The organism is Streptomyces sp. TLI_55, assembly GCF_900206255.1.
Classification (GTDB): Bacteria; Actinomycetota; Actinomycetes; order Streptomycetales; family Streptomycetaceae; genus Streptomyces; species Streptomyces aquilus.
This window is the reverse complement of record NZ_OAOJ01000001.1, coordinates 2758207-2780308: the sequence shown is the minus strand read 5'-3', so window position 1 is coordinate 2780308 and position 22102 is coordinate 2758207. Positions and strand designations below refer to the sequence as shown.

Genomic DNA, 22102 nt, shown 5'->3' with positions numbered 1-22102 from the left:
CATGGGGGACCGCTGGCAGGTAGAGGTCGACCGTTCGATCTGCATCGGCTCGGCCCAGTGCGTCCACCGCGCCCAGGGCGCCTTCCGACTCGACTCCGGCATGCAGTCCCACCCCGCGGAGCCGGAGACCGACGCCAACGAGAAGATCCTGGAGGCCGCCGAGAACTGCCCGGTCGAGGCGATCATGATCACGCTCCTGGGCAGCGGGGAGCCGGTGTTCCCGCCCGAGGAGTGAAGGCTCACAAGGAGGACTGGCCGCGCGGCCGAGGCCTTCGAGGAGGTGCTCGCGCACTTTCCGGATGAGCCGGATGAGCCGGATGAGAAGGACAGCGCGGTGTGGTGGTACGACGCCGCGTTCGCTTGATCCGCCGGGCAGGCCCTGGCCGCGAGGCCGCCGCCCGCGCGCCGCGCGGGGAGGGTGACCCGGCGTACTGGAACCTCGGCATCGCGGCGACGATCCAGCGCGACTGGGCGACGGCGCGGGACGCCTGGGCGGGCTTCGGCATCCAACTCCCGGCCGGGGAGGGCGAGATCACCGGCCGCTTCGGACACGCGTGCGTGCGGCTCGACACGGGCGGCGAGCGGGAGGTCGTATGGGTCGAACGGCTGTGTCCGACCCGCGGCCGGGTGGTGAACGACGAGCTGCTGCTCTTCCGGGAGTCCGAGCTGCCCACCCTGGAGGTGACGGTCGCCGCGGGCGAGCGCGCCGACCTGGAAGCGCTGGTCGGCCTGTTCACCGAGCACGGCTACGGCGTCGAGCCCGCGAGCAGCGTCCGGATGGCTGTGTGCCTGCTGCTGGAGCGGTGGGCGGCGGGGGCGGCGATCGGGCGGAGCTGGAGCCGGTTGGATAGGTCGGACAGGCGGCGCGTGGCGGCGAAAAAATATCCGGAATGTTCGGATCGGGCGGGTTCATTCCCGCTCTGGCGTTCTATTCTGGAAGTGGCCTACGGGACGAGTGAGGGAGCCCGAGCGGAGTAGCCGACTCTGGCGTGACGCGGACGCAGTGCATCCGCCGGTGCCGACGTCGACGGTCGGGCTGAGAGGCCGGAAGGCAGCGGTCAGGCCGGAAGGCGACCCCCAGAACCTGCTCCGGACCATGCCGGCGAAGGGAACCCGTCTCGTAGGTTCCCTATGTCTCCTCGGGTGCCGTGAGGTCGATCAGGCGGCACACCGTCTCGATGTCGATCTTCACCTGGGCGATGGAGGCGCGGCCCGAGAGCCAGGTGATCAGCGCCGAGTGCCAGGTGTGCTCGATGACCCGGACCGCGGAGAGCTGGTCCGGGGTCGGGTCCGCGAGCCCCATCGCGTCCAGGATGATCACCGTGGTCTGCCGGGAGACCTGGTCGACCTCGGGGGAGACGCTGCGGTCGGCGAAGGTGAGGGCGCGGACCATCGCGTCGGCCAGATGCGGCTCACGCTGGAGGGCGCGGAAGGCCCGCATCAGGGTCTCCGCGACCCGCTCCGCCGCCGTCTCGCCCTGCGGGGGCTTCTTCCGCAACGTGCCGTGCATGTGCTCCAGTTGGTCCTGCATGGTCGCGACGAGCAGATGCACCTTGGAGGGGAAATAGCGGTACAGCGTGCCGAGCGCCACCTGGGAGGACTCGGCGACCTCCCGCATCTGCACGGCGTCGAAGCCGCCCCGGCTCGCCAGCTGGGCGCTCGCGTGCAGGATGCGGCGCCGGCGGGCCTCCTGCCGTTCGGTGAGCGGCGGCGAGTCGGTCCGCACCGTACCGGCTTCGACCTTGACCGGCTTGACCGGTTTGGCCGGTGGCTTGGCTTGCGCAGGCATGGGTCGGGTCCCGTTCCGTGACAATCGGTGAGGGCGAATGATCGCACAGCATGACAGGGGCTTCGGCCGTGGCGCGAATCACCTGATCCACTGCTCACACCGCCCCTACCTGCCGGTAGATTCAGAGCCTCTTGGACGATCAAGTCTGAAACTTGTTCTAGATTAGCGTCCCGGCGTAATCTCGCGGGAAACAGCAGGGAGAAGGGGGCCCGGAGTGACCGCTGAGGCCAGTCAGGCGGGGTCCCAGGAGGACCCGGCCGCGGACGGCGAGCGACCGCTCAACATCGCACTCCTCACCTATAAGGGAAACCCGTTCTGCGGCGGCCAGGGCGTCTACGTCCGCCACCTCTCCCGCGAACTGGCCCGCCTCGGCCACCGCGTCGAGGTCATCGGCTCCCAGCCGTACCCGGTCCTGGACGCGGGACTGGAGGACCGGCTGTCCCTCACGGAGCTGCCGAGCCTCGACCTCTACCGCTCCCCGGACCCCTTCCGCACCCCGAAGCGCGACGAGTACCGCGACTGGATCGACGCCCTCGAGGTCGGCACCATGTGGACCGGCGGCTTCCCCGAGCCCCTCACCTTCTCGCTCCGCGCCCGCCGCCATCTGCGCGCGCGCCGCGGCGAGTTCGATGTCGTCCACGACAACCAGACGCTCGGCTACGGCCTGTTGGGCGACGTCGGCGCCCCCCTCGTCACCACCATCCACCACCCCATCACCGTGGACCGGCAGTTGGAGCTGGACGCCGCCGAGGGCTGGAAGCGCCGCTACTCGATACGCCGCTGGTACGCCTTCACCCGCATGCAGAAGCGCGTCGCCCGCCGGCTGCCCTCGGTCCTGACCGTCTCCGGCACCTCCCGCCAGGAGATCGTCGACCACCTCGGCGTCCGCGACGACCGCATCCACGTCGTCCACATCGGCGCCGACACCGACCTGTTCAAGCCGGACGCGTCCGTACGACGGGTGCCCGGCCGGATCGTCACCACCTCCAGCGCCGACGTCCCGCTCAAGGGCCTCATCTACCTCGTCGAGGCCCTCGCCAAGGTCCGCGTCGAACACCCCGACGCCCACCTCGTCGTCGTCGGCAAGCGAGCCGAGGACGGACCCGTCGCCCAGGCCATCGAGCGCTACGGCCTCGAAGGCGCCGTCGACTTCGTCAAGGGCATCACCGACGCCGAACTCGTCGACCTGGTCCGCTCGGCCGAGATCGCCTGCGTCCCGTCGCTCTACGAGGGCTTCTCCCTCCCGGCGGCGGAAGCCATGGCCACGGGAACGCCGCTGGTCGCCACGACCGGCGGAGCGATCCCCGAGGTCGCCGGCCCGGACGGAGAGACGTGCCTCGCCGTACCGCCCGGCGACGCGGGGGCGCTGGCCGCTGGGCTGGGCCGGTTGCTAAGTGACCCGGCGTTGAGAGCGCGGCTCGGCTCTGCCGGGCGTGAGCGGGTACTGGCGAAGTTCACCTGGGCCAGGGCTGCCGAGGGAACGGTGGCCAGGTACCGCGAGGCCATCGCCCGCTCCGCGGGCACGATTCCCGGCCGCTCCGCAGCCTTCCAGGGTGTCGAGTCCGCGACCCCCACCAGCGACACCGGTGTCTATTCCGAAAGCAGGGCCACGTGCTGACCGTCGACTTCTCCCGGTTCCCGCTCGCCCCGGGCGACCGCGTCCTGGACCTCGGCTGCGGAGCCGGCCGGCACGCGTTCGAGTGCTACCGGCGCGGCGCCCAGGTCGTCGCCCTGGACCAGAACGCCGAGGAGATCCGCGAGGTCGCCAAGTGGTTCGCGGCGATGAAGGAGGCCGGCGAGGCCCCCGAGGGCGCCACCGCGACGGCGATGGAGGGCGACGCGCTGGCCCTCCCCTTCCCCGACGAGTCCTTCGACGTCGTGATCATCTCCGAGGTCATGGAGCACATCCCCGACGACAAGGGCGTGCTCGCCGAGATGGTCCGGGTCCTCAAGCCCGGCGGCCGGATCGCCGTCACCGTCCCGCGCTACGGCCCCGAGAAGGTCTGCTGGGCGCTGTCCGACGCCTACCACGAGGTCGAGGGCGGCCACATCCGCATCTACAAGGCGGACGAACTGCTCGCGAAGATCCGCGAGGCCGGCCTCAAGCCGTACGGCACCCACCACGCGCACGCGCTGCACTCGCCGTACTGGTGGCTGAAGTGCGCGTTCGGCGTCGACAACGACAAGGCGCTGCCGGTGAAGGCGTACCACAAGCTCCTGGTCTGGGACATCATGAAGAAGCCGCTCGCGACCCGGGTCGCCGAGCAGGCCCTCAACCCGCTGATCGGCAAGAGCTTCGTGGCGTACGCGACCAAGCCGCACCTGCCGCGGGTGGACGCCAAGTGACCACTCCCCGGACAGAACACCTCGTCCTGCCCGGGGTGCTGACCGCCGAGCAGGCCGCCGCGACCGTCGCCGGCATCCTCGCCGTACAGCGGGAGGACGGCGCGATCCCCTGGTTCCGCGGCCACCACCTCGACCCGTGGGACCACACCGAGGCCGCGATGGCCCTCGACGCGGCCGGCGAGCACGAGGCCGCCGAGCGGGCGTACGACTGGCTGGCCCGGCACCAGAACGCGGACGGCTCCTGGTACGCGGCGTACCAGGACGGGGACTTCGCACAGGTCACCGACCGGGGCCGCGAGACCAACTTCGTCGCCTACATAGCCGTAGGGGTGTGGCACCACTACCTCTCGACGGGCGACGACACCTTCCTCGACCGCATGTGGCCCTCGGTCTACGCGGCGATGGAGTACGTCCTGCGGCTGCAACAGCCCGGCGGCCAGATCGGCTGGAAGGGCGAGGAGGACGGCGGCTTCACGACGGACGCGCTGCTGACCGGCTCCTCCTCCATCCACCACGCGCTGCGGTGCGCCCTGGCCATCGCCGACCAGCGTGAAGAGGCACAACCGGACTGGGAGTTGGCGGTAGGGGCACTGCGCCACGCGATCCGCCGTCACCCGGAGCGGTTCCTGGACAAGGACCGCTACTCGATGGACTGGTACTACCCCGTCCTCGGCGGCGCGTTGACGGGCGCGGAGGCCAAGTCCCGGGTGGAGAAGGACTGGGAGCGCTTCGTCGTCCCCGGGCTCGGGGTGCGCTGCGTCGTCCCCAACCCGTGGGTGACGGGCGGCGAGTCGGCCGAACTCGCCCTGGCCCTGTGGGCGATGGGCGAGTCCGACCGCGCGCTGGACATCCTCCAGTCCATCCAGCACCTGCGGGACCCGGAGACCGGCCTGTACTGGACGGGCTACGTCTTCGAGGACAAGGCGATCTGGCCCCGCGAGCTGACCACCTGGACGGCGGGCTCCCTGCTGCTGGCGGTCGCGGCCCTCGGCGGCCACGAGGCGACCTGCACGGTGTTCGGCGGGGAGCTGCTGCCGAGGGGGCTGGATCCGGACTGCTGCGCCTGATCCCCGGGCGCCGCCGGGTGCGTGGTCAGTGCCGCGTCATCCGTCCGGCGATGGCGTGGCCGACGAACAGGTAGACCACCGCTGCCAGGCCGTAACCTGCGACCACGCGGGCCCAGGCCTCGTCGAAGGTGAACAGGTCACGCGACCAGCCGGCCAGCCAGTTGGCCACGTTGTGGACGAACTGCACCAGCTCGTTGGCACGGTTGGCGTCCAACAGGTACATCAGGATCCACAGGCCCAGGATGAGGGCCATGACGTCGGCGACGATCGCTATGACCGCCCCGGCTCGATTACCGCTGCTGTATCGAGACATGCCTTTCGGATTGCCGCCGAATGCTGTATGAAACCCGGTTGGGTGGATCCGAAACGGGTGCCCTCAGGAGTTCAGCTCCGCCAGCACGCGCAGCGACTCCCGGTCGGGGGAGAGGGCCAGCAGGTCCGTCACCGGCCCCTTGCGCCACAACTCCAGCCGCTCGGCGATCCGTTCACGCGGGCCGACGAGGGAGATCTCGTCGGCGAAGGCGTCGGGGACGGCCAGCACCGCTTCCTCCCTGCGGCCTTCGAGGAACAGCCGCTGGATCCGGCGCGCCTCCTCCTCGTACCCCATGCGGGCCATGAGGTCGGCGTGGAAGTTGCGCCGGGCGTGGCCCATGCCGCCGATGTAGAAGCCGAGCATGGTCTTCACGGGCAGCAGACCCTCGGCGATGTCGTCGCAGACCCGCACCTGAGCCATGGGCGCGACGAGGAAGCCGTCGGGGGCGTCGGCGAGTGAGGCCTCGTAGACCTCGGGTCGGGTGGGGGACCAGTACAGGGGGAGCCAGCCGTCGGCGATACGGGTGGTCTGCGCGATGTTCCTGGGGCCCTCGGCGCCGAGGAGGACCGGGAGGCCCGGGCGGAGGGGGTGGGTGATGGGCTTGAGGGGTTTGCCGAGGCCGGTGGCGTCGGGGCCGGTGTAGGGGTGGGAGTGGAAGCGGCCGTCGACCTCGACGGGGCCCTCGCGGCGCAGGACTTGGCGTACGACGTCGACGTACTCGCGGGTCGCGGTGAGCGGCGACTTGGGGAACGGGCGGCCGTACCAACCCTCGACCACCTGCGGCCCGGACAGCCCCAGCCCGAGCATCACGCGCCCGCCGGAGAGGTGGTCGAGGGTGAGGGCGTGCATGGCGGTGGTGGTGGGGGAGCGGGCCGCCATCTGGGCAACGGCGGTGCCGAGCTTGATGGTTGTGGTGTGGGCGGCGATCCAGGTGAGGGGCGTGAAGACGTCGGAACCCCAGGACTCGGCGGTCCACACGGAGTCGTAACCGAGCCGCTCGGCCTCCTGCGCGAGCGGAACGTGCTCCGGGTTGGGGCCACGCCCCCAGTAGCCGAGCGCGAGACCGAGCCGCATGCCTGCCTCCTGACGGTACGTCAGACTTCGGTCGGGGAGGCGACTGTACGACAACGGCCCCCCACCCGGAAGGGAGAGGGGCCGTGTGTTGGTTGTCGCTCGGGGCTCAGCCGCGCTGGATGCCCGAGGTGTCCTGAAGGACGCCACGACGGCCGTCCTGCGTCTGGGCGACGAGGGCCGGGCCGCGCTGCTCGACGGCCAGGTACCAGGTGCCCGGCGCCAGTTCGGCGATCGGCGTCTGCGAGCCGTCCTCGGCGAAGAGGGGGCGCGGGACGGGGACGGCGAACCAGAACGGGGAGAAGTCCGACGCGGCCGGCGCGGGCTGACCCGGCTGCGGCTGACCGGCGTTGAACGGAGCCGTCGGCTGCGGCTGACCACCGTAGGGCTGACCGGGCTGCGGGGCACCGGCACCGGCGCCCGGGTAGCCGTAGCCGCCGGGGGGCTGGGCGCCGTACGGCTGCGGGGCGGCGGGGCTCTGGGCGGGGATCAGCGCGGGCTGGAGCGCCCCGACCAGCGGCGTGGCGATCGCCGCGGCGGCCAGCAGGAGCGCGGCGATGAAGCCGAGGATGAGACCGGCACCGGCGTCGGTCCGCTCACCCGGGTCCACCAGCGACCAGAACAGGCTCCAGGCGGCCAGGACCGTGAAGGCCGCACCGACGGTCCCGAGGTCCAGGCCGGCGACCTTGCGCGGCTGCGGCAGGCAGCGGTTGACCACGATCAGGACCGCGCCGATGACCCCGCCCATGTAGATGCCGAGGCCCAGGCCCAGGCTGTCCCATGAGTTCGCGTCGATGTCGTACCCGGCGATGGAGCTGAGATTGAGGAACGACGCGATGAACAGCAACACCGCTGCTCCGATCACCACGCCGTCGCCTCGAGTGAGGGAGCGGATATTCACTTCAAGGTCCTTCGGTTCAGTCGTCTCGTCATCGGCTCGCTGGAGGCGTCGCTGTCACCATGTCGCCGTCAGGCCCCGGTGTGAAGCGCGGGGGTGGCCCCTCATCGTAAAGACGACCTTATCGTCCGTCCGACGAGGCTGTCCGCAGGGATCAACCCGCGAACCACTAGCCGCGCAGGAAACTCACGATTCCTTCAGAGATCCCCTGCGCCGCCTTCTGCCGCCAAGCGCCGCTGGTCAGCTGTGCCGCGTCCTTGGTATCGCGCATGTTGCCGCACTCGATGAACACCTTGGGAACCGTTGACAGATTGAGACCGCCCAGGTCCTTACGCGTGACGAGCCCGGTGCCGTCGCCGACGTAGTTGGAGGGGGCGCTGCCCGTGGCGCGGACGAAGTTGCCCGCGATGCGCTCGCCGAGGTCCGCGGAGGAGGCGACGATCGGGCGGGTGTCGGCGGCGCCCGCGTGGACGCTGCCCGGAAGGATGACGTGGAAGCCGCGCTGTCCGGCGCCGGCGCCGTCCGCGTGGATCGAGACGACGGCGTCCGCGTGGGCCTTGTTGCCGATGCGGGCCCGCTCGTCGACGCACGGGCCGTACGGCCGGTCGCCGTCCTGCGTCAACTTCACCGTGGCGCCCTGCTGTTCGAGGAGCGTGCGCAGCCGGTGGGCGACGTCGAGGGTGAACTTGGCCTCGGTGTAACCGGAATTGGTGGATGTGCCCGTCGTATCGCATTCCTTCCAGTTCGTGCCGATGTTCACCTTCTTGTTGATCTCGGCCGTGTGCTGGAAGTTGCTCGGGTTGTGCCCCGGGTCGATGACGACGACCTTGCCCTTGAGGGGACCGGAGGCGGCGGGCGCGGAGGCGGAGGGGGTCTTGCTCGGGTCCGGACTCGGGCTCGGCTTCTCGTCGTCGGTCGACTCGGGGGCGGAGGCGGGGGCGGAGACCGGCGCGCTCGACGAGGAGACCGGCGTCCCCACGGCCCCGCTCGCGTCACCACCCGACCCGCCCACCGCCTCGTACACCACCCAGCCGAGCAACGCGCCCGGCACGAGGGCGGCCACCGCGACCGTGAGAGGGCGGCGCCTGGGGCGGCGGGGCTGGGGAGGATCGAAGTCCGGGCCTACGTACGACACGACAGCCACCCTAGCGGCGGCGCCCGGCGGCGGCGTGGCGGCTGCCGCCGGACGGGTCGTGTCATCCGAACGGCACGCCGGCGTCGCTCACGGCCGGCCGATATGCCGAGAATCTCCCATGAGATCACACCTGCGCGTCATAGCCGGCGCCTTCACGACCGTCATCGTCGCCGCGACCGTCGCCCTGGGCGCGCCCGCGGCCCAGGCCGCCGATCCGTTCCCCTGCACTCCGCCGGAGGACGCCTGCGCCGTCGACTATGTCGTCGGCCAGCCGGGCGTCGGTACCGGCAACGTCATCCAGACCCCGGTCGACATCGACATCAACGTGCAGCCCTGAAGCGCCTCAGATCCCCGTACTCACCCGTCGCAGCACGCGCAGCGTGTCGGTCGCCGAGACCTCGGTGAAGGCGCCCGACTCCAGCGCCCGCAGATAGATCCGGTACGGCGCCTGCCCGGTGAACTCGTCCTTCGGGTCCGGGTGCACGTCGTGGATGAGCAGCAGCCCGCCCTCCGCCACCTGGGGCGCCCAGCCCTCGTAGTCGGCGGTGGCGTGCTCGTCGGTGTGCCCGCCGTCGATGAAGACGAGGCCGAGGGGAGCGCCCCAGACCTTCGCCACCTGCGGGGAACGGCCGACCAGCGCGACGATGTGGTCCTCCAGACCGGCCCGGTGCAGGGTGCGGCGGAACGTCGGGAGGGTGTCCATCAGGCCGAGCTCCGGGTCGACCGTCTCCGGGTCGTGGTACTCCCAGCCGGGCTGCTGCTCCTCGCTGCCCCGGTGATGGTCGACGGTGAGCGCCGTCACCCCGGCCGCCCGGGCCGCGTCCGCGAGGAGGATCGCGGAACGCCCGCAGTACGTCCCGACTTCGAGGAGCGGGAGCCCGAGCCGCCCGGCATCGACGGCCGCCTCATACAGGGCAAGCCCCTCATGTACGGGCATGAACCCCTTGGCGGCCTCGAACGCGGCGAGGATCTCGGGCTTGGGGGCCGCGGCGGTCATCGGGGGTCCCTTTCGGTCGTACGGGGGTACGGGCGCCCATGGTGCACCACACCCCCATCACGCCGGGTGACGGGGGTGTCTTTTTAGGGGCGCGGGGAACTGCGCGACCAGCCACAGCGGCCCCGCACCCGACATACGACCTCTACGCGGTCACAGTCTCACCGGGCAACGAAAGATCCAGGTCCACGGCACTGTCATCCCCCGCGTGCGTGGCCGAAGAAGCAAGCGGCCCATGCCCGGAGGCCTTCGCCGCGAGCACGTACGCCCCCTCCGCCGGCACGGCAAGCGCATAGCTCCCGTCCTCCTCGGACAGCGTCGCTCCCGCCTGCCGCCCCCGCCGGTCGATGAGCGTCACCTTCGCCCGCGCCACAGGAACACCGTCGGCGCCCAGGACCCGCCCCCGGAATCCCCGCAGCACAGCCTCCGCACGCTCCAGGTTCGCGTCCTCCTCGCTGCTCGCGTTCAGCCGCGGCGCCCGGTCGGGCTTGGGGAGGAACAGGGCCATCAGCAGGCCGATCCCGACCGCGCCCGTCGCGATGAGGAAGGAGACCCGGAAGCCGTGCATCGTGGGGATCTCGACGCCGTTCACGGTGTTCGCTGTGTTGGCGAGGACCATGCCGATGACGGCGCTGGACACCGACGTACCGATGGACCGCATCAGGGTGTTGAGGCCGTTCGCCGCACCCGTCTCCGACGCCGGCACCGCGCCGACGATCAGGGCGGGCAGCGAGGAGTACGCGAGGCCGATGCCCGCGCCCAGCACGACCGCGATGACCAGGCTCTGCCAGGCCGCGCTCATCAGGCCGAGACCGGCGCCGTAGCCGATCGCGATGATCAGCATGCCGAGGATGAGGGTGAACTTGGGGCCGTACTTCGCGGACAGGCGGGCGTAGACCGGGGCGGTGATCATCATCGTCAGGCCCAGCGGCGCGACCAGCAGTCCGGCGACGACCATCGACTGGCCGAGACCGTAGCCGGTGGCCTTCGGGAGCTGAAGCAGCTGGGGAAGGACGAGCGAGACGACGTAGAACGAGACACCGACCATGATCGAGGCCAGGTTGGTGAAGAGGACCGCCGGGCGGGCCGTGGTGCGCAGGTCGACGAGGGGGGCCGCGGTGCGGAGCTCGAAGACGCCCCACAGGACGAGGACGGCGGCGGACGCGGCGAACAGGCCGAGCGTGGTGCCGGACGTCCAGCCCCAGTCGCTGCCCTTGGTGATGGGCAGGAGGAAGAGGACCAGGCCGGCGGAGAGGCCGAGGGCGCCGAGAGTGTCGAAGGTGCCTTCCGCGCGCATCTTCGATTCCGGTACGACGATCAGGGTGAGCGCGATGGCGAGCGCGCCGAGGCCCGCGGCGCCGTAGAAGAGGGCGTGCCAGTCGGCGTGCTGGGCGATCAGGGCCGCGAGGGGGAGGGCGAGGCCGCCGCCGACGCCGATGGAGGAGCTCATCAGGGCCATCGCCGAGCCGAGCTTCTCGCGGGGCAGCATGTCGCGCATCAGGCCGATGCCGAGGGGGATCGCGCCCATGGCGAAGCCCTGGAGGGTGCGGCCGGCGATCATCAGGAGCAGGTCGCTGGTGAGCGCGCTGACGAGGGCGCCGATCACCATGACCGAGAGGCTGGCGATCAGCATGCGGCGCTTGCCGTACAGGTCGCCGAGGCGGCCCATGATCGGGGTGGCGACGGCACCGGAGAGAAGGGTCGAGGTCAGGACCCAGGTGGCGTTGCTGGGGGCGGTGTCCAGCAGCTGCGGCAGGTCCTTGATGACGGGGACGAGCAGGGTCTGCATCACCGCGACGACGATGCCCGCGAACGCGAGCACCGGGACGACGGCGCCGCTGGCGGTGCGGGCGGGCTGGTCGGTCGGCGTAAGTCTCATGTGTGCAATGAACTCGGTGTGCCGGGGCAACTATTCCGATGCTTCGAGCCACTAACGATTTCTTTATCTTCTCTTGACGTTACGAGCTGCGGCCGGCGGCCCTGGCCTGTCCGTACGGGCCCGTGGCCCTAGGGCGAAATCCCGATGCCAGGGGCGCAGGGCGGTTGAGAGTATTACGCCCATGTCCCGAGCCGCCGAAGCCCCCGTCACCGCCGCGCCCCCTCGCCGTACCGCCCCGCCCGCCTGGGTGCTGGTGGCGCTTGCGTGTGCCGGACAGTTCCTCGTCGTGCTGGACGTGTCCGTGGTGAACGTGGCGCTGCCGTCGATACGGGCCGACCTGGGCCTGAGCGGGCCCGGGCTGCAATGGGTGGTGAACGCGTACGCGATCGCCTTCGCCGGGTTCATGCTGCTCGGCGGGCGGGCCGGGGACCTGTACGGGCGCAAGCGGATGTTCCTCGTCGGGCTCGGCCTGTTCACGCTGGCCTCGCTCGCCGGCGGGCTCGCCCAGGACGGCTGGCAGCTGCTGCTGGCGCGGGCCGCGCAGGGGCTCGGCGCCGCGGTGCTCGCGCCCTCGACGCTGACGATCGTCACGTCCGCCGTCCCGGAGGGGCCCGCACGCGCGCGTGCCATAGCCACCTGGACCGCGGTGGGCGGAGGCGGCGGCGCGGCGGGCGGCCTGGTCGGCGGGGCGCTGGTGGACGCGTGGTCGTGGCGCTGGACCCTGTTGATCAACGTGCCGGTCGGGGCCGTCGTGCTCCTCGGCGCCCTGTGGTGGCTGAACGAGAGCCGGGCCGGGGACGGGCGGCGGCTCGACCTGCCCGGCGCGGTGCTGGTGACCGCGGGCCTGGCCACACTGGCGTACGGCATCTCCCGGACCGAGGCCTCGGGGTGGGCGTCGGCGGGGACGGTGGTGCCGCTGGTCGGCGGGCTCGCGCTGATCGGCCTCTTCCTCGCCGTCGAGGCGCGTACGGCCGCCCCGCTGATGCCGCTCGGGCTGCTCCGGGTCCGGTCGGTGGCCTCGGCGAACGTGGCGATGTTCCTGTCCGGCTCGGCGATGTTCTCCATGTGGTTCTTCATGACGCTGTACGCCCAGAACGTCCTCGGCTACTCGCCGCTGGAGGCCGGTCTCGCCCTCGTGCCCAGCTCGCTCGCCGTGATCCTGGGCTCCAAGACGGCACCGCGGCTGATGCGGGCCGTGGGCGCGCGCATGGCGGCGGTCCTGGGGACGTGCGTGGCGGTGGCCGGGTTCGCGTGGCAGTCGACGATGAGCGTCGACACCGGGTACGTGGTGACGATCATGTGCCCCGGCATTCTGATGATGCTGGGCGCCGGCCTGGCGACGACGCCCCTGGCCGCGCTGGCCACGTCGGGGGCGGCGCCCGGGGAGGCCGGGCTGGTGTCGGGGCTGGTCAACACCTCGCGCACGATGGGCGGCTCGCTGGGGCTCGCGGTGATGTCGACGGTCGCGGCGTCCCGGACGGGGGACCGGGAGACGGCGGAGGCGCTGACCGAGGGGTACGCGCTGGTGTTCCGTACCGGGACCGGGGTGCTGATCGGCGGGGTGCTGCTGATGGTGCTGTGGCTGCCGCGGAGGGTGGTGGCGGTCCCGTCGAAAAAGTCCTCGAACTGAGGCAACGGTCCGGGCGGCTCATGGACTCCTTTGAACATCTAGGAGGTGCCCATGGGGGATCGCAAGGAGGCTCGGGACGCTGAGTTCCAGAGCTTTGTCATCGGCCGCTGGCCGCGGCTGATGAGGACGGCATTTCTCCTCACGGGGGAGCAGCACGCCGCGGAGGACCTGGTCCAGTCGACCTTGGAACAGGTCTACGTGGCCTGGCGCAGAGTCGGCTCGGCCGACGCCCCGGAGGCGTACGTACGGCGCGTGATGATCAACGCGCACGCAAGGAAGCACCGCAGGAAACTCAGGGAGTTCCTGGCTCCCAAGGACGACTCGGGGCTGGTCCGCGAGATCGCCGACACCGGTGACCGCATCGCGCAGGCCGAGGACCGCAGCGCCCTGGTGAAGGCGCTGGCCCAGCTGCCGCCGCGGCAGCGCGAGGCCGTGGTCCTGCGCTACTGGGAGGACCTGACCGAGACCCAGACCGCCGAGGCGATGGGCTGTTCCGTCGGCTCGGTGAAGAGCAACGCGGCCAAGGGGATCGCGAAACTCCGCGCCATACCGGGTCTGGCCGACATGGCGACGCAGGGAGGGCGGAAGTGATGAGCGCGGACCGGGAGACGAACCACGACATGACGAACAGCGACATCACCCTCCTGCTGGCCGACGCCACGGACGAGGTCGAGATCGGCATAGCCCCCTACGAGGCGGTGATCCGCGGCGGCCGCCGCCGCAAGGCCCGCCGCTGGGCGGTGGCCGCGGCCACCGCCCTGGTGATCGCCGGCTCCTCGGCGACGCTGGCGGTGGCGGGGCTGCCGGGCGGGAGCGGCATGGTGACACCACCGGCGACCCAGGCCCCCACGGCGACCCGGGCGGACCTCTACACCGCGCAGCGCACGCTGCTGGCGACCGGTGTCGAGGACGGCAAGGAGTGGCGGGTGTACATCGACGTCTGGGCGGCCCCGAGGAACGAGGCCGAGGCCGCGGGCCAGCTGGAGGCGATGGGCGAGTACGGCGACGTCCCCTCGGGCGTGACCAAGGCCTCCGAGCTGATCGGCAAGAGCTCGTACGTCACGTTCCTCAGCGACGGCGACGGTGCCGACCGGGACAACCGCAGGCCCGTCTACGAGGACGCGTTCGAGGCGACCGACGACCCCATGAGGGGCACGGACGTCGAATCCGCCGCGATCCCCTTCAGGACGACGAACGAGCATGTGGAACGCCTGGTCATCGGCATGGTCGGCAAGGACGCCGAGCAGGTCACCTGCACCTGGAGGGACGGCACGAAGACGAAGATCGACCGCCCGGCCGGCAACACCGTTGTGAGCACCGACCAGTCGGCGATCCGTACGGCCGAGGGCTCCCCGGTGGACTGGTTCGTGTGCCTGGCGCCGAAGGGGACGGGGGACGGGACGGCGGATGTGACGGGGGTGAGGTAGCAGGGAAGGCCGGTCGGGGCCGAGGTCTGGGCGGGACACGGGGGTGTCCGCCCCGGCCCGCGCCGCATCTCCGCAGGGCATGCGCGGGCGGCGTTCAGCGAGATTCTTGCGAGGAACCCCAGGCGTTTAACGCCTGGGAGGAATCACATCGTGTGGTGGCGTCACGGGAGTCCGGGCGCGGAGCGCCCGTCGGGCTGTCTGGCCGAGCCGGGCAATGCCGAACGTACGGTCGGTGGGTCACTGAATAGTGGGACTGGTGTGCGGAGGTAGTCTGTTTGTGCGGACGGCTGTCTAGCTTCGGGTGTCATGAAGCTGGTGGTGCAGGTCAAGCTGTTGCCGACGCCCGTACAGGCGGCGGCGCTTGAGACGACCCTGCACGCCTGCAACGAGGCGGCGTCCTGGGTGTCCGAGGTGGCGTTTGCCAAAGAGGTGAAGCGGAACTTCGCGCTGCGTGAGCACACCTACACCGAGATCAAGCAGCGGTGGGGTCTGGGGGCGCAGGCCGCCCAGCACGTCATCAAGAAGACCTGCGACGCCTACCGCACACTGGCGGCGAACCTGAAGGCCGGCAACCTCGGAAAGCCGTCGTCCAAGCGGTACCGGCGGGCCACCGAGAACCCGATCGCCTTCCGGCCCGAGGGCGCGCAGCCCTATGACGACCGGATGCTGTCCTGGCAGATCCCCGACCGCACCGTCTCCCTACCCTGTCCGGGCGTGTGAAGCAGGTGGCGTTCACCGCCTCCCCGGAACAGCTGGCCCGTCTGGCCCTGTACCGCAAGGGCGAGTCCGACCTGCTGCACCGGGACGGCATGTGGTTTTTGCAGGCCACCTGCGAGATCCCCGAAGCCGAACCGAACACCGACCCGGCAGGCTTCCTGGGCATCGATCTGGGCATCGTGAACATCGCGACTACCTCGGACGGCCAGATCATGGCCGGGCGCGCACTCAACCGGGGACGGCTGCGTGAACGCACGTTGCGCACCAAGCTGCAGACGAAGAACACCCCGTCCGCCAGGCGCCGGCTGAAGAAGCGCAGGCGCAAGGAGGCGCGGCGGGCCAGGGACATCAACCACAAGATCGCGAAGCATGTGGTGGCCGAGGCTGAACGCACCGGTCGCGGAATCGCCCTCGAAGAACTGACGGGCATCCGCGAACGGGTACGGTTTCGCAAGCCCCAACGGGCCACCCTGCACTCCTGGGCCTTTCACCAGCTCGGGCAGTTCATCGCGTACAAGGCCCGCCGAGCCGGGGTACCGGTGGTGTACGTCGATCCGGCACACACCTCCCGCACCTGCGCCGAATGCGGCCACATCGACAAGGCGAACCGGGTCTCCCAGGCATGGTTCGCGTGCCGGTCCTGCGGATTCGTTGATCACGCGGATCGCAACGGCTCCCGCAACATCCGCGCTCGCGCGGAAGAGTTGTGGCGACGCGGGGCGCAGTCAACCGCCCCAGACCCACCCCCGAAACCCGAGGGCGGGACCGGACGCAAGCGCAGCACCACAGCCAGTGGCGCCCGCTGTGCAAGCCCGGGACTTTAGTCCCGGGTCGTTGACTGGATGTCGTGGTCCGGGTGGGTGCGGTCGTAGGTGTCGCGGGCCTCGGCGATGACCGGGCGGTGGGTCAGGGACCAGTCGGTGAGGGCCTTGACCAGGTGGGTGAGGCTGCTGCCGGTCTCGGTGAGGCGGTAGTCGACCTGGGCCGGGACGGTCGGGTAGACGGTGCGCAGGACCAGGCCGTCGCGTTCCAGGCGGCGCACGGTGAGGGTCAGCATCCGCTGGGAGATGCCGTGGATCGCGCGCTGCAGCTCCCGGAACCGGCGTGGGCCGCCGGCGAGTTCGACGATCACGAGCACGGACCACTTGTCGCCGATGCGGTCGAGGACGTCACGGATGCCGCAGTCGGGGTGGTCCTCGTGGCCGCAGGGGTCGAGGTCGGCCGGTGCGGTGGCGAGGGGCGGGTCGGGCGTGGTGGTTACCCCCGTGTGCGTGGGTGACATGGAACTGCCTCCTTGTGGGGGGTAGTTGGGCGGACAAGGATCCAGCGTAAGCAAGTAATCAACCTGCGAGAGCCCGACGGGGGAGACATGACCGGCATGATTCTGGTGACCGGAGCTAACGGGGGCCTCGGCTCCGCCACGCTCGCGGCGCTGCGGGCGGGCGGTGCGGACGCCCTCGGCGGCAGCCGCACCCCGGGCGAGGGGATGAGACGCCTCGACTTCGACGACCCGGCCGGCATCGACCTCGCCGGGGTGTCCACCCTGGTGCTGGTCTCCGCCGGCTACGCCGAGGACGACCAGGTCGTGGCACGGCACGCGGCGGTGGTCGACGCGGCCGTGCGGGACGGCGTACGGCACGTCGTCTACACGAGCCTGACGGGCGCCGGTGACCATCTCGGGTTCGCGCTGGCCCACCGCGCGACGGAGCGGCTGCTGCGCGCGTCCGGCCTGTCGTGGACGATCCTGCGCAACGGGCTGTACGCCGAACTCTTCGGCGGGCTGCTGATGTGGTCGGCCGACGGGGCGGCCGTGGAGTCGGCGTTCGGCGACGGCGCGCTGGCCGCGGTCACGCGGGCGGACCTCGCCGAGGCCGCGGCGGTCGTCGCGGCGGACCCGGCACGCCATGCGGGGCGCGTCTACGAGTTGGTCGGTACGCCGATCACGGCGGCGGACGTGGCCGGCCGGCTCGGTGTCCCGCACCGGGGCATCGGCCTGGGCGAGTACCGGCGCAGGCTCCTCGACGAGACACCGGGCCTGCTGCCGTTCCAGCCGCCCATGCTCACCTCGATCGCGACCGCGGTACGGCACGGCTTCCTGGATGCCACCCATCCCGACCTGCCCACCCTTCTCAACCGCCCGTCCGACCCTCTGGAAACGGCGGCGACGGCGGCGTCGGCCACGAGGCCGCGGGTGGCCGTCTGAACGCTCCGCTGGAAGAGCCGCGTTGTGCCGTCGTTCGTCTGCGGCGCCGTCGTGGCTGGTCGCGCAGTTCCCCGCGCCCCTTGGGGCACTGCCGAACCGCAGTCGACTTCACCAGGTCCACTCAGCGCCGCGTCGCCGCTACACCCACCCCTGTTGACGGGCCTCCCGCAGTGCCTCCGTGCGGTTGCGGGTGCCTGTCTTGCCGATCGCGGAGGAGAGGTAGTTGCGGACCGTGGACTCCGACAGGTGCAGCGCGTCGGCGATGTCGGCGACCGTCGCGCCGTCCGCCGAGGTGCTCAGGACCTCGCACTCACGAGCCGTCAGGGGGTTGGGACCGGCGCTGAGGGCGGCCGCGGCGAGCGCGGGGTCGATGACCGTCTCGCCGGTCAGCACCCGGCGGATCGACGAGGCCAGTTCCTCCACGGGGCCGTCCTTCACCAGGAAACCGGCGGCCCCGGCCTCCATGGCCCGGCGCAGATAGCCGGGGCGGCCGAAGGTGGTCAGGATCAGCACCCGGCAGTCGGGGGCCTGGTCGCGGAGCTCGGCGGCGGCGTCCAGGCCGCTCTTGCCCGGCAGTTCGATGTCGAGGAGCGCGACGTCCGGGCGGTGCGTCAGCGCGGCGTCCACGATGAGGTCACCGGCCGCCACCTGCGCGACCACCTCGATGTCCGCCTCCATCCCGAGCAACAGCGCGAGCGCGCCCCGCATCATGCCCTGATCCTCGGCGAGGAGGACCCGGATGGACTTGGCGGGCCGGTAGTCCCGCGGCATCTCGTTCACGGCCCAAGGGTAGGGCGCGGTCGCCTGCGGCGCTTGATGCGCGGGGTCATGCTCCGGTGGGCACGGGCGCCATCCGGTCCGGGCATCCGAACTCTCCGCGGCCGAGGTCAGGTCCCGGTGGCCGCGGGCGCCACCCGCCCCGGGCATCCGAACTCTCCGCGGCCGAGGTCAGGTCCCGGTGGGCACGGACGCCACCCGCTCCGGGCATCAGATCTCTCCGCGGCCGAGGTCAGGTCCCCGTGGCCACGGGCGCCAGCTCGCTGTGGGGATCGCCCGACTTCACCAAGTGTCCTGCGTCGCCCACCTCCACCGGCAGTTCCGCCGTCACCACGAACCCGCCCCGAGCCCCTGCTCCGGCCTCCAACCGACCCCCCGCCACCGCAAGCCGCTCCCGAAGCCCCCGCAAACCGGTGCCGGTACGCGTGCCGATGCCGCCGCCCCCGCCCGCCACCCCGGCACCGGCTCCGATGCCGCTCGCCAGGGTGGCCGTACCGCCACCGCCGGCTCCGACGCCGCTTCCCGCAGGGGCCGTACCGCCGCACCCGCCCCCGTCGTCCGCCACCCGCACCCGAACCCTCCCGACCTCCCCCTCCACCGAGATCTCGCACCGAGCCACCCCCCGCCCGTGCCGCACCACATTGGTGACCGCCTCCCGGACCACCCACCCCAGCAACGCCTCCGTCTGGGCCGCGAGCGGTGGGCCGGAGTGGTGGACGACCGGCTGCACGCCCGCGGCCTCCAGGACCGACCGCGCCCGGTCGAGCTCGGTGCTCAGGCTGCCCTCGCGGTAGCCCGTCACCGCCTCGCGGATCTCCGTGAGGGCCTGGCGGCCGACGGATTCGATGTCGGTGATCTGGGCGACGGCGGCGTCGAGGTCGCGGGGCGCCAGGCGGCGGGCCGCCTCCGACTTGACCACGATCACGGACATGGTGTGGCCGAGCAGGTCGTGCAGATCGCGGGAGAAGCGCAGGCGTTCCTCCTCGACCGCGCGCCGGGCCAACTCCTCACGCGCGGCGCGCAGTTCCCGTACCGCCTCGGACAGCGACAGGATCGCCGCCGTCACCATCGTCGACAGGAACGTGGCGTAGGCGATGTTCACCGCGTCCCAGCCTTCCCGGTACGAGGAGACGGCCGCCGCCAGCGCGGTCAGGGCCAGGCCGGTCCTGCCGAGCCACGGCCCGCGGGTCACGGATCCGGTGGCCAGGCCCAGGAGGGGGAAGAAGTACAGCCAGCTGCCGCCGTAGCCGAGGGCCAGGGCGCAGGTGACCACGCCCATGAGGACCAGGGCCACCCGGGTCGAGCGGGCCTCCCGGGTCTGTTTCGTGAACGCGCGGAAGACGACGTAGATGTAGAGGGAGTTGAAGACGAACAGGCCGATGCCGCCGAGCACCGGCTGCCGCGTGCCCGCCTGGAAGAGGTTGGAGAACGCGCCCATCCCCAGCAGCAGCCAGGGCAGGAGCGAGAACCCGGTGGGCGGCGGGCCCGGCGCCTCCGACGACTTGCGGGCCTGGCGTGCCTCGAGGCTGCAGGACGCCGACTCGATCCAGTGCCACTTGTTCCATGTCTCCCGCATGCGCCGCATGCCCCGCATCCCCTGTGTCATGGCTCCACGCTACGAACCCCACCCACCCGCACGGCAGAGCCGGTCGTACGGAATCCCGCAGGACAAATGTCATACGGTCATGGACCGCACCCCCACCCGAGCTGACACTCCGTCAGGAGTCTTCACAACTCCCGTGCGCTGGGCTATACAGGGGGCGCCGGACTGGAACGCGTTCTAGATCGGCCCGTGACGACCTCGGTGCGGCCGACGGTGCGGACGGCCGTACCGGGGTCTTTGAGCCCGACTCCGAACCCGAGGGAGCCGCAGTGCCCATCGATGCCGCCAAGGCCCTTGCCGCCGAACCCCGTTCCGGCGAGATCTCCTGGAACTCCAAGGACGTGCAGCTCTACCACCTCGGCATCGGCGCGGGCGCGAATCCCGACAAGGCCGATCCCGCCATCGATCCCGACGAGCTGCGCTACACCCTGGAGTCCCGGCTGCACGTCCTGCCGAGCTTCGCGACCGTCGCCGGCTCCGGCTCGCCCGGTGTGATCAGTGGTCTGTCCATGCCTGGCATCGAGGTCGACCTGGCCCGCGTACTGCACGGCGGACAGTCGCTGACGATCCACCGCCCGCTGCCCGTCGACGGCACCGCGAACGCCACCGGCCGGATCGCCGCGATCTACGACAAGGGCAAGGCCGCCGTTCTTGTCATGCGTACTGAAGTCGCCGACGCCGAGGGCCCGTTGTGGACCAATGACGCGCAGATCTTCGTACGGGGGGAGGGTGGTTGGGGTGGTGACCGGGGGCCGTCCGGTCGGCTCGAACCGCCCGCCGGTGAGCCGGACCGGGTCGTCGAGCGGGCCGTCCGCCCGGACCAGGCGCTGCTCTACCGCCTCTCCGGCGACTGGAACCCGCTGCACGCCGACCCCGAGTTCGCCAAGGTCGCCGGGTTCGAGCGGCCGATCCTGCACGGGCTGTGCACCTACGGGATCGCCCTCAAGGCCGTCGTCGACACGCTGCTCGGCGGGGACGTGACGCGCGTGCGGTCGTACGACACCCGGTTCGCCGGGGTCGTCTACCCGGGCGAGACCCTGCGCATCCGCCTGTGGCACACGCCCACCGAGACCCGCGTGGCCGTCAGCGCCGTCGAACGGGACGACGCGCCCGTCCTCGCCGACACCGTCGTCGCACACTCCTGAACTCCGCATGACCTGAGGGGAGCCGCACCATGCGCGCAGCCGTACTGCACGAGATCGGTCAGGACAAGCTGGAGGTCCTCGACGACGTCGAGGCGGTGGGCTTCGGCCCGGGCAAGGTGCGGATCCGGGTGCGGGCCACCGGGCTGTGCCACTCGGACCTGTCCGCGATGAGCGGCGTCCTGCCGCAGCCCGCGCCCTTCGTGCCGGGGCACGAGGGCGCCGGGGAGATCCTCGAAGTCGGCGAGGGCGTAAGCAACTTGAAGGCGGGGGACCGGGTCGTCGTCTGCTGGCTGCCCGCCTGCGGTGTCTGTCCCGCCTGCAAGCGCGGCCAGACCGAGCTGTGTCTGGCCGGGTTCATGAACGCCGGCACCCCCAACTTCAAGCGCCCCGGCGGTGACCTGTTCGGCTTCGCCGGCACCGGCACCTTCGCCGAGGAGGTCGTCGTCGACGCCGGATGTGCCGTCCCGATCCCCGACGACGTGCCCTTCGACATCGCCGCGCTCATCGGCTGCGGGGTGACCACGGGACTCGGTGCGGCCCTCAACACCGCTGATGTGGCGGCCGGTTCGTCCGTCGCCGTCATCGGGTGCGGAGGTGTCGGCATCTCCGCGATCCAGGGGGCGCGGCTCAAGGGCGCCGCCGAGATCGTCGCCGTCGACCCGGTCGCCTCCCGGCGCGAGTCCGCCCTGAAGTTCGGTGCCACGAAGGCCGTTTCGCCCGACGAGCTGCCCGACGCCAAGCAACAGGTCACCGGCGGCGAGGGGTTCGACTACGTCTTCGAGGTCGTCGGCAAGTCCGCCACCGCCCGCACCGCGTACGAGAACACCCGGCGCGGCGGCACCCTCGTCGTCGTCGGCGCGGGCGCCATGGACGACTTCCTCCAACTCAACATGTTCGAGCTGTTCTTCGACGAGAAGCGCATCCTGCCGTCCATGTACGGCGGCGGCGACGTCCTCACCTCCTACGAGCGGACCATCGCGCTGTGGCGGGCCGGCCGCATCGACCTGGAGGGGCTCATCACGCACCGGGTGCCGCTCGCCGACATCAACGAGGCCCTCGACCAGATGCGCACGGGCACCGCGCTCCGTACGTGCATCGAGATCTGAGG

22 protein-coding genes and 1 pseudogene are annotated in these 22102 nt (G+C 71.2%); 13 read left to right on the top strand and 10 right to left on the bottom strand.

All coding sequences use genetic code 11. The features are described from left to right. The first annotated feature begins 1 nt into the window (after nt 1). Nucleotides 2-235 carry a ferredoxin gene (locus CRP56_RS12900; protein WP_097263431.1) on the top strand — a complete coding sequence of 78 codons (234 nt, stop codon included), beginning with the start codon at nt 2-4 and terminating at the stop codon, nt 233-235. 125 nt (nt 236-360) lie between these two features. Next, nucleotides 361-978, top strand: coding sequence for a hypothetical protein (locus tag CRP56_RS12895; protein WP_257040761.1), 618 nt, complete (start codon nt 361-363; stop codon nt 976-978). 151 nt (nt 979-1129) lie between these two features. On the opposite strand, the gene CRP56_RS12890 is transcribed toward CRP56_RS12895, so the two are convergent. Further along, entirely contained in the window at nt 1130-1789 is a 660-nt protein-coding gene (locus CRP56_RS12890) for a TetR family transcriptional regulator (RefSeq protein ID WP_097263427.1), read from the bottom strand. Nucleotides 1790-2003: 214 nt separating this feature from the next. Between CRP56_RS12890 and CRP56_RS12885 the strand changes: the two genes are divergently transcribed. The 3 genes from CRP56_RS12885 to CRP56_RS12875 are packed head-to-tail and all read left to right on the top strand — an operon-like array spanning nt 2004 to nt 5202. Beyond that, nucleotides 2004-3407 carry a glycosyltransferase family 4 protein gene (locus CRP56_RS12885; RefSeq protein ID WP_097263424.1) on the top strand — a complete coding sequence of 468 codons (1404 nt, stop codon included), beginning with the start codon at nt 2004-2006 and terminating at the stop codon, nt 3405-3407. Continuing rightward, a complete protein-coding gene (locus CRP56_RS12880) occupies nt 3401-4135 on the top strand; it encodes a class I SAM-dependent methyltransferase (protein WP_079312111.1) in 735 nt (244 codons plus the stop codon). The genes CRP56_RS12885 and CRP56_RS12880 overlap by 7 nt, the downstream gene beginning before the upstream one ends. Then, nucleotides 4132-5202 carry a prenyltransferase/squalene oxidase repeat-containing protein gene (locus CRP56_RS12875; RefSeq protein WP_097263421.1) on the top strand — a complete coding sequence of 357 codons (1071 nt, stop codon included), beginning with the start codon at nt 4132-4134 and terminating at the stop codon, nt 5200-5202. The genes CRP56_RS12880 and CRP56_RS12875 overlap by 4 nt, the downstream gene beginning before the upstream one ends. A 25-nt stretch (nt 5203-5227) precedes the next feature. Here the strand turns inward: CRP56_RS12875 and CRP56_RS12870 are convergent, their stop codons facing one another. The 4 genes from CRP56_RS12870 to CRP56_RS12855 all read right to left on the bottom strand — a co-directional run bounded on the left by CRP56_RS12870 (nt 5228) and on the right by CRP56_RS12855 (nt 8619). Then, the gene (locus tag CRP56_RS12870) at nt 5228-5515 is read right to left on the bottom strand and encodes a hypothetical protein (RefSeq protein WP_097263418.1); all 288 of its coding nucleotides are present in this window, start codon (nt 5513-5515) and stop codon (nt 5228-5230) included. Nucleotides 5516-5578: 63 nt separating this feature from the next. Beyond that, the gene (locus CRP56_RS12865; protein WP_097263415.1) at nt 5579-6589 is read right to left on the bottom strand and encodes an LLM class F420-dependent oxidoreductase; all 1011 of its coding nucleotides are present in this window, start codon (nt 6587-6589) and stop codon (nt 5579-5581) included. A gap of 106 nt (nt 6590-6695) precedes the next feature. Then, on the bottom strand, nt 6696-7487 hold the full coding sequence (locus CRP56_RS12860) for a DUF5336 domain-containing protein (protein WP_179851002.1): 792 nt from the start codon (nt 7485-7487) through the stop codon (nt 6696-6698). Nucleotides 7488-7653: 166 nt separating this feature from the next. After that, nucleotides 7654-8619, bottom strand: coding sequence for an N-acetylmuramoyl-L-alanine amidase (locus CRP56_RS12855; protein ID WP_097263408.1), 966 nt, complete (start codon nt 8617-8619; stop codon nt 7654-7656). Between the two features lie 118 nt (nt 8620-8737). Between CRP56_RS12855 and CRP56_RS12850 the strand changes: the two genes are divergently transcribed. Further along, on the top strand, nt 8738-8956 hold the full coding sequence (locus tag CRP56_RS12850) for a chaplin family protein (protein WP_097263405.1): 219 nt from the start codon (nt 8738-8740) through the stop codon (nt 8954-8956). A 6-nt stretch (nt 8957-8962) separates the two neighbouring features. Here the strand turns inward: CRP56_RS12850 and CRP56_RS12845 are convergent, their stop codons facing one another. Further along, complete coding sequence (locus CRP56_RS12845) at nt 8963-9616, bottom strand: class I SAM-dependent methyltransferase (RefSeq protein WP_097263403.1); 654 nt, start codon at nt 9614-9616, stop codon at nt 8963-8965. Between the two features lie 142 nt (nt 9617-9758). Next, nucleotides 9759-11492: an MFS transporter gene (locus CRP56_RS12840; protein ID WP_097263401.1), complete on the bottom strand. Its 1734-nt coding sequence runs from the start codon at nt 11490-11492 to the stop codon at nt 9759-9761. Between the two features lie 181 nt (nt 11493-11673). On the opposite strand from CRP56_RS12840, the gene CRP56_RS12835 reads away from it, so the two are divergent. The 4 genes and pseudogenes from CRP56_RS12835 to CRP56_RS12820 all read left to right on the top strand — a co-directional run bounded on the left by CRP56_RS12835 (nt 11674) and on the right by CRP56_RS12820 (nt 16090). After that, the gene (locus CRP56_RS12835) at nt 11674-13122 is read left to right on the top strand and encodes an MFS transporter (RefSeq protein ID WP_097263399.1); all 1449 of its coding nucleotides are present in this window, start codon (nt 11674-11676) and stop codon (nt 13120-13122) included. A 51-nt stretch (nt 13123-13173) separates the two neighbouring features. After that, complete coding sequence (locus CRP56_RS12830; protein ID WP_097263397.1) at nt 13174-13713, top strand: SigE family RNA polymerase sigma factor; 540 nt, start codon at nt 13174-13176, stop codon at nt 13711-13713. Then, complete coding sequence (locus CRP56_RS12825) at nt 13713-14549, top strand: hypothetical protein (protein ID WP_179851001.1); 837 nt, start codon at nt 13713-13715, stop codon at nt 14547-14549. The genes CRP56_RS12830 and CRP56_RS12825 overlap by 1 nt, the downstream gene beginning before the upstream one ends. 306 nt (nt 14550-14855) lie before the next feature. Further along, nucleotides 14856-16090 (top strand): annotated as a pseudogene (locus CRP56_RS12820) (RNA-guided endonuclease InsQ/TnpB family protein). Here the strand turns inward: CRP56_RS12820 and CRP56_RS12815 are convergent. After that, complete coding sequence (locus CRP56_RS12815) at nt 16087-16548, bottom strand: winged helix-turn-helix transcriptional regulator (protein ID WP_097263393.1); 462 nt, start codon at nt 16546-16548, stop codon at nt 16087-16089. The pseudogene CRP56_RS12820 and the gene CRP56_RS12815 overlap by 4 nt on opposite strands. 96 nt (nt 16549-16644) lie before the next feature. Between CRP56_RS12815 and CRP56_RS12810 the strand changes: the two genes are divergently transcribed. Continuing rightward, nucleotides 16645-17469: an NAD(P)H-binding protein gene (locus tag CRP56_RS12810; RefSeq protein ID WP_097273989.1), complete on the top strand. Its 825-nt coding sequence runs from the start codon at nt 16645-16647 to the stop codon at nt 17467-17469. A 138-nt stretch (nt 17470-17607) separates the two neighbouring features. Here the strand turns inward: CRP56_RS12810 and CRP56_RS12805 are convergent, their stop codons facing one another. Next, nucleotides 17608-18240: a response regulator transcription factor gene (locus CRP56_RS12805; RefSeq protein ID WP_097263392.1), complete on the bottom strand. Its 633-nt coding sequence runs from the start codon at nt 18238-18240 to the stop codon at nt 17608-17610. 238 nt (nt 18241-18478) lie between these two features. Then, nucleotides 18479-19852 (bottom strand): sensor histidine kinase, encoded by a 1374-nt coding sequence (locus CRP56_RS12800; protein ID WP_097263391.1) that lies wholly within the window; start codon nt 19850-19852, stop codon nt 18479-18481. 266 nt (nt 19853-20118) lie between these two features. Here CRP56_RS12800 and CRP56_RS12795 point away from each other — a divergent pair, with 266 nt between their 5' ends. Both CRP56_RS12795 and CRP56_RS12790 read left to right on the top strand, forming a co-directional pair. Then, nucleotides 20119-20994 (top strand): MaoC/PaaZ C-terminal domain-containing protein, encoded by an 876-nt coding sequence (locus tag CRP56_RS12795; protein ID WP_097263390.1) that lies wholly within the window; start codon nt 20119-20121, stop codon nt 20992-20994. Between the two features lie 29 nt (nt 20995-21023). Next, nucleotides 21024-22100, top strand: coding sequence for a Zn-dependent alcohol dehydrogenase (locus CRP56_RS12790; protein WP_097263388.1), 1077 nt, complete (start codon nt 21024-21026; stop codon nt 22098-22100). Nucleotides 22101-22102 lie beyond the last annotated feature (2 nt).

Bases quoted from the DNA above. Each gene is read 5' to 3' on its own strand.
- CRP56_RS12900 (WP_097263431.1), top strand. From the start codon at position 2: ATGGGGGACCGCTGGCAGGTAGAGGTCGACCGTTCGATCTGCATCGGC.
- CRP56_RS12825 (WP_179851001.1), top strand. From the start codon at position 13,713: ATGAGCGCGGACCGGGAGACGAACCACGACATGACGAACAGCGACATC.
- CRP56_RS12835 (WP_097263399.1), top strand. From the start codon at position 11,674: ATGTCCCGAGCCGCCGAAGCCCCCGTCACCGCCGCGCCCCCTCGCCGT.
- CRP56_RS12870 (WP_097263418.1), bottom strand. From the start codon at position 5,515: ATGTCTCGATACAGCAGCGGTAATCGAGCCGGGGCGGTCATAGCGATC.
- CRP56_RS12815 (WP_097263393.1), bottom strand. From the start codon at position 16,548: ATGTCACCCACGCACACGGGGGTAACCACCACGCCCGACCCGCCCCTC.
- CRP56_RS12830 (WP_097263397.1), top strand. From the start codon at position 13,174: ATGGGGGATCGCAAGGAGGCTCGGGACGCTGAGTTCCAGAGCTTTGTC.
- CRP56_RS12890 (WP_097263427.1), bottom strand. From the start codon at position 1,789: ATGCCTGCGCAAGCCAAGCCACCGGCCAAACCGGTCAAGCCGGTCAAG.
- CRP56_RS12840 (WP_097263401.1), bottom strand. From the start codon at position 11,492: ATGAGACTTACGCCGACCGACCAGCCCGCCCGCACCGCCAGCGGCGCC.
- CRP56_RS12810 (WP_097273989.1), top strand. From the start codon at position 16,645: ATGATTCTGGTGACCGGAGCTAACGGGGGCCTCGGCTCCGCCACGCTC.
- CRP56_RS12805 (WP_097263392.1), bottom strand. From the start codon at position 18,240: ATGCCGCGGGACTACCGGCCCGCCAAGTCCATCCGGGTCCTCCTCGCC.
- CRP56_RS12800 (WP_097263391.1), bottom strand. From the start codon at position 19,852: ATGACACAGGGGATGCGGGGCATGCGGCGCATGCGGGAGACATGGAAC.
- CRP56_RS12865 (WP_097263415.1), bottom strand. From the start codon at position 6,589: ATGCGGCTCGGTCTCGCGCTCGGCTACTGGGGGCGTGGCCCCAACCCG.
- CRP56_RS12790 (WP_097263388.1), top strand. From the start codon at position 21,024: ATGCGCGCAGCCGTACTGCACGAGATCGGTCAGGACAAGCTGGAGGTC.
- CRP56_RS12850 (WP_097263405.1), top strand. From the start codon at position 8,738: ATGAGATCACACCTGCGCGTCATAGCCGGCGCCTTCACGACCGTCATC.
- CRP56_RS12845 (WP_097263403.1), bottom strand. From the start codon at position 9,616: ATGACCGCCGCGGCCCCCAAGCCCGAGATCCTCGCCGCGTTCGAGGCC.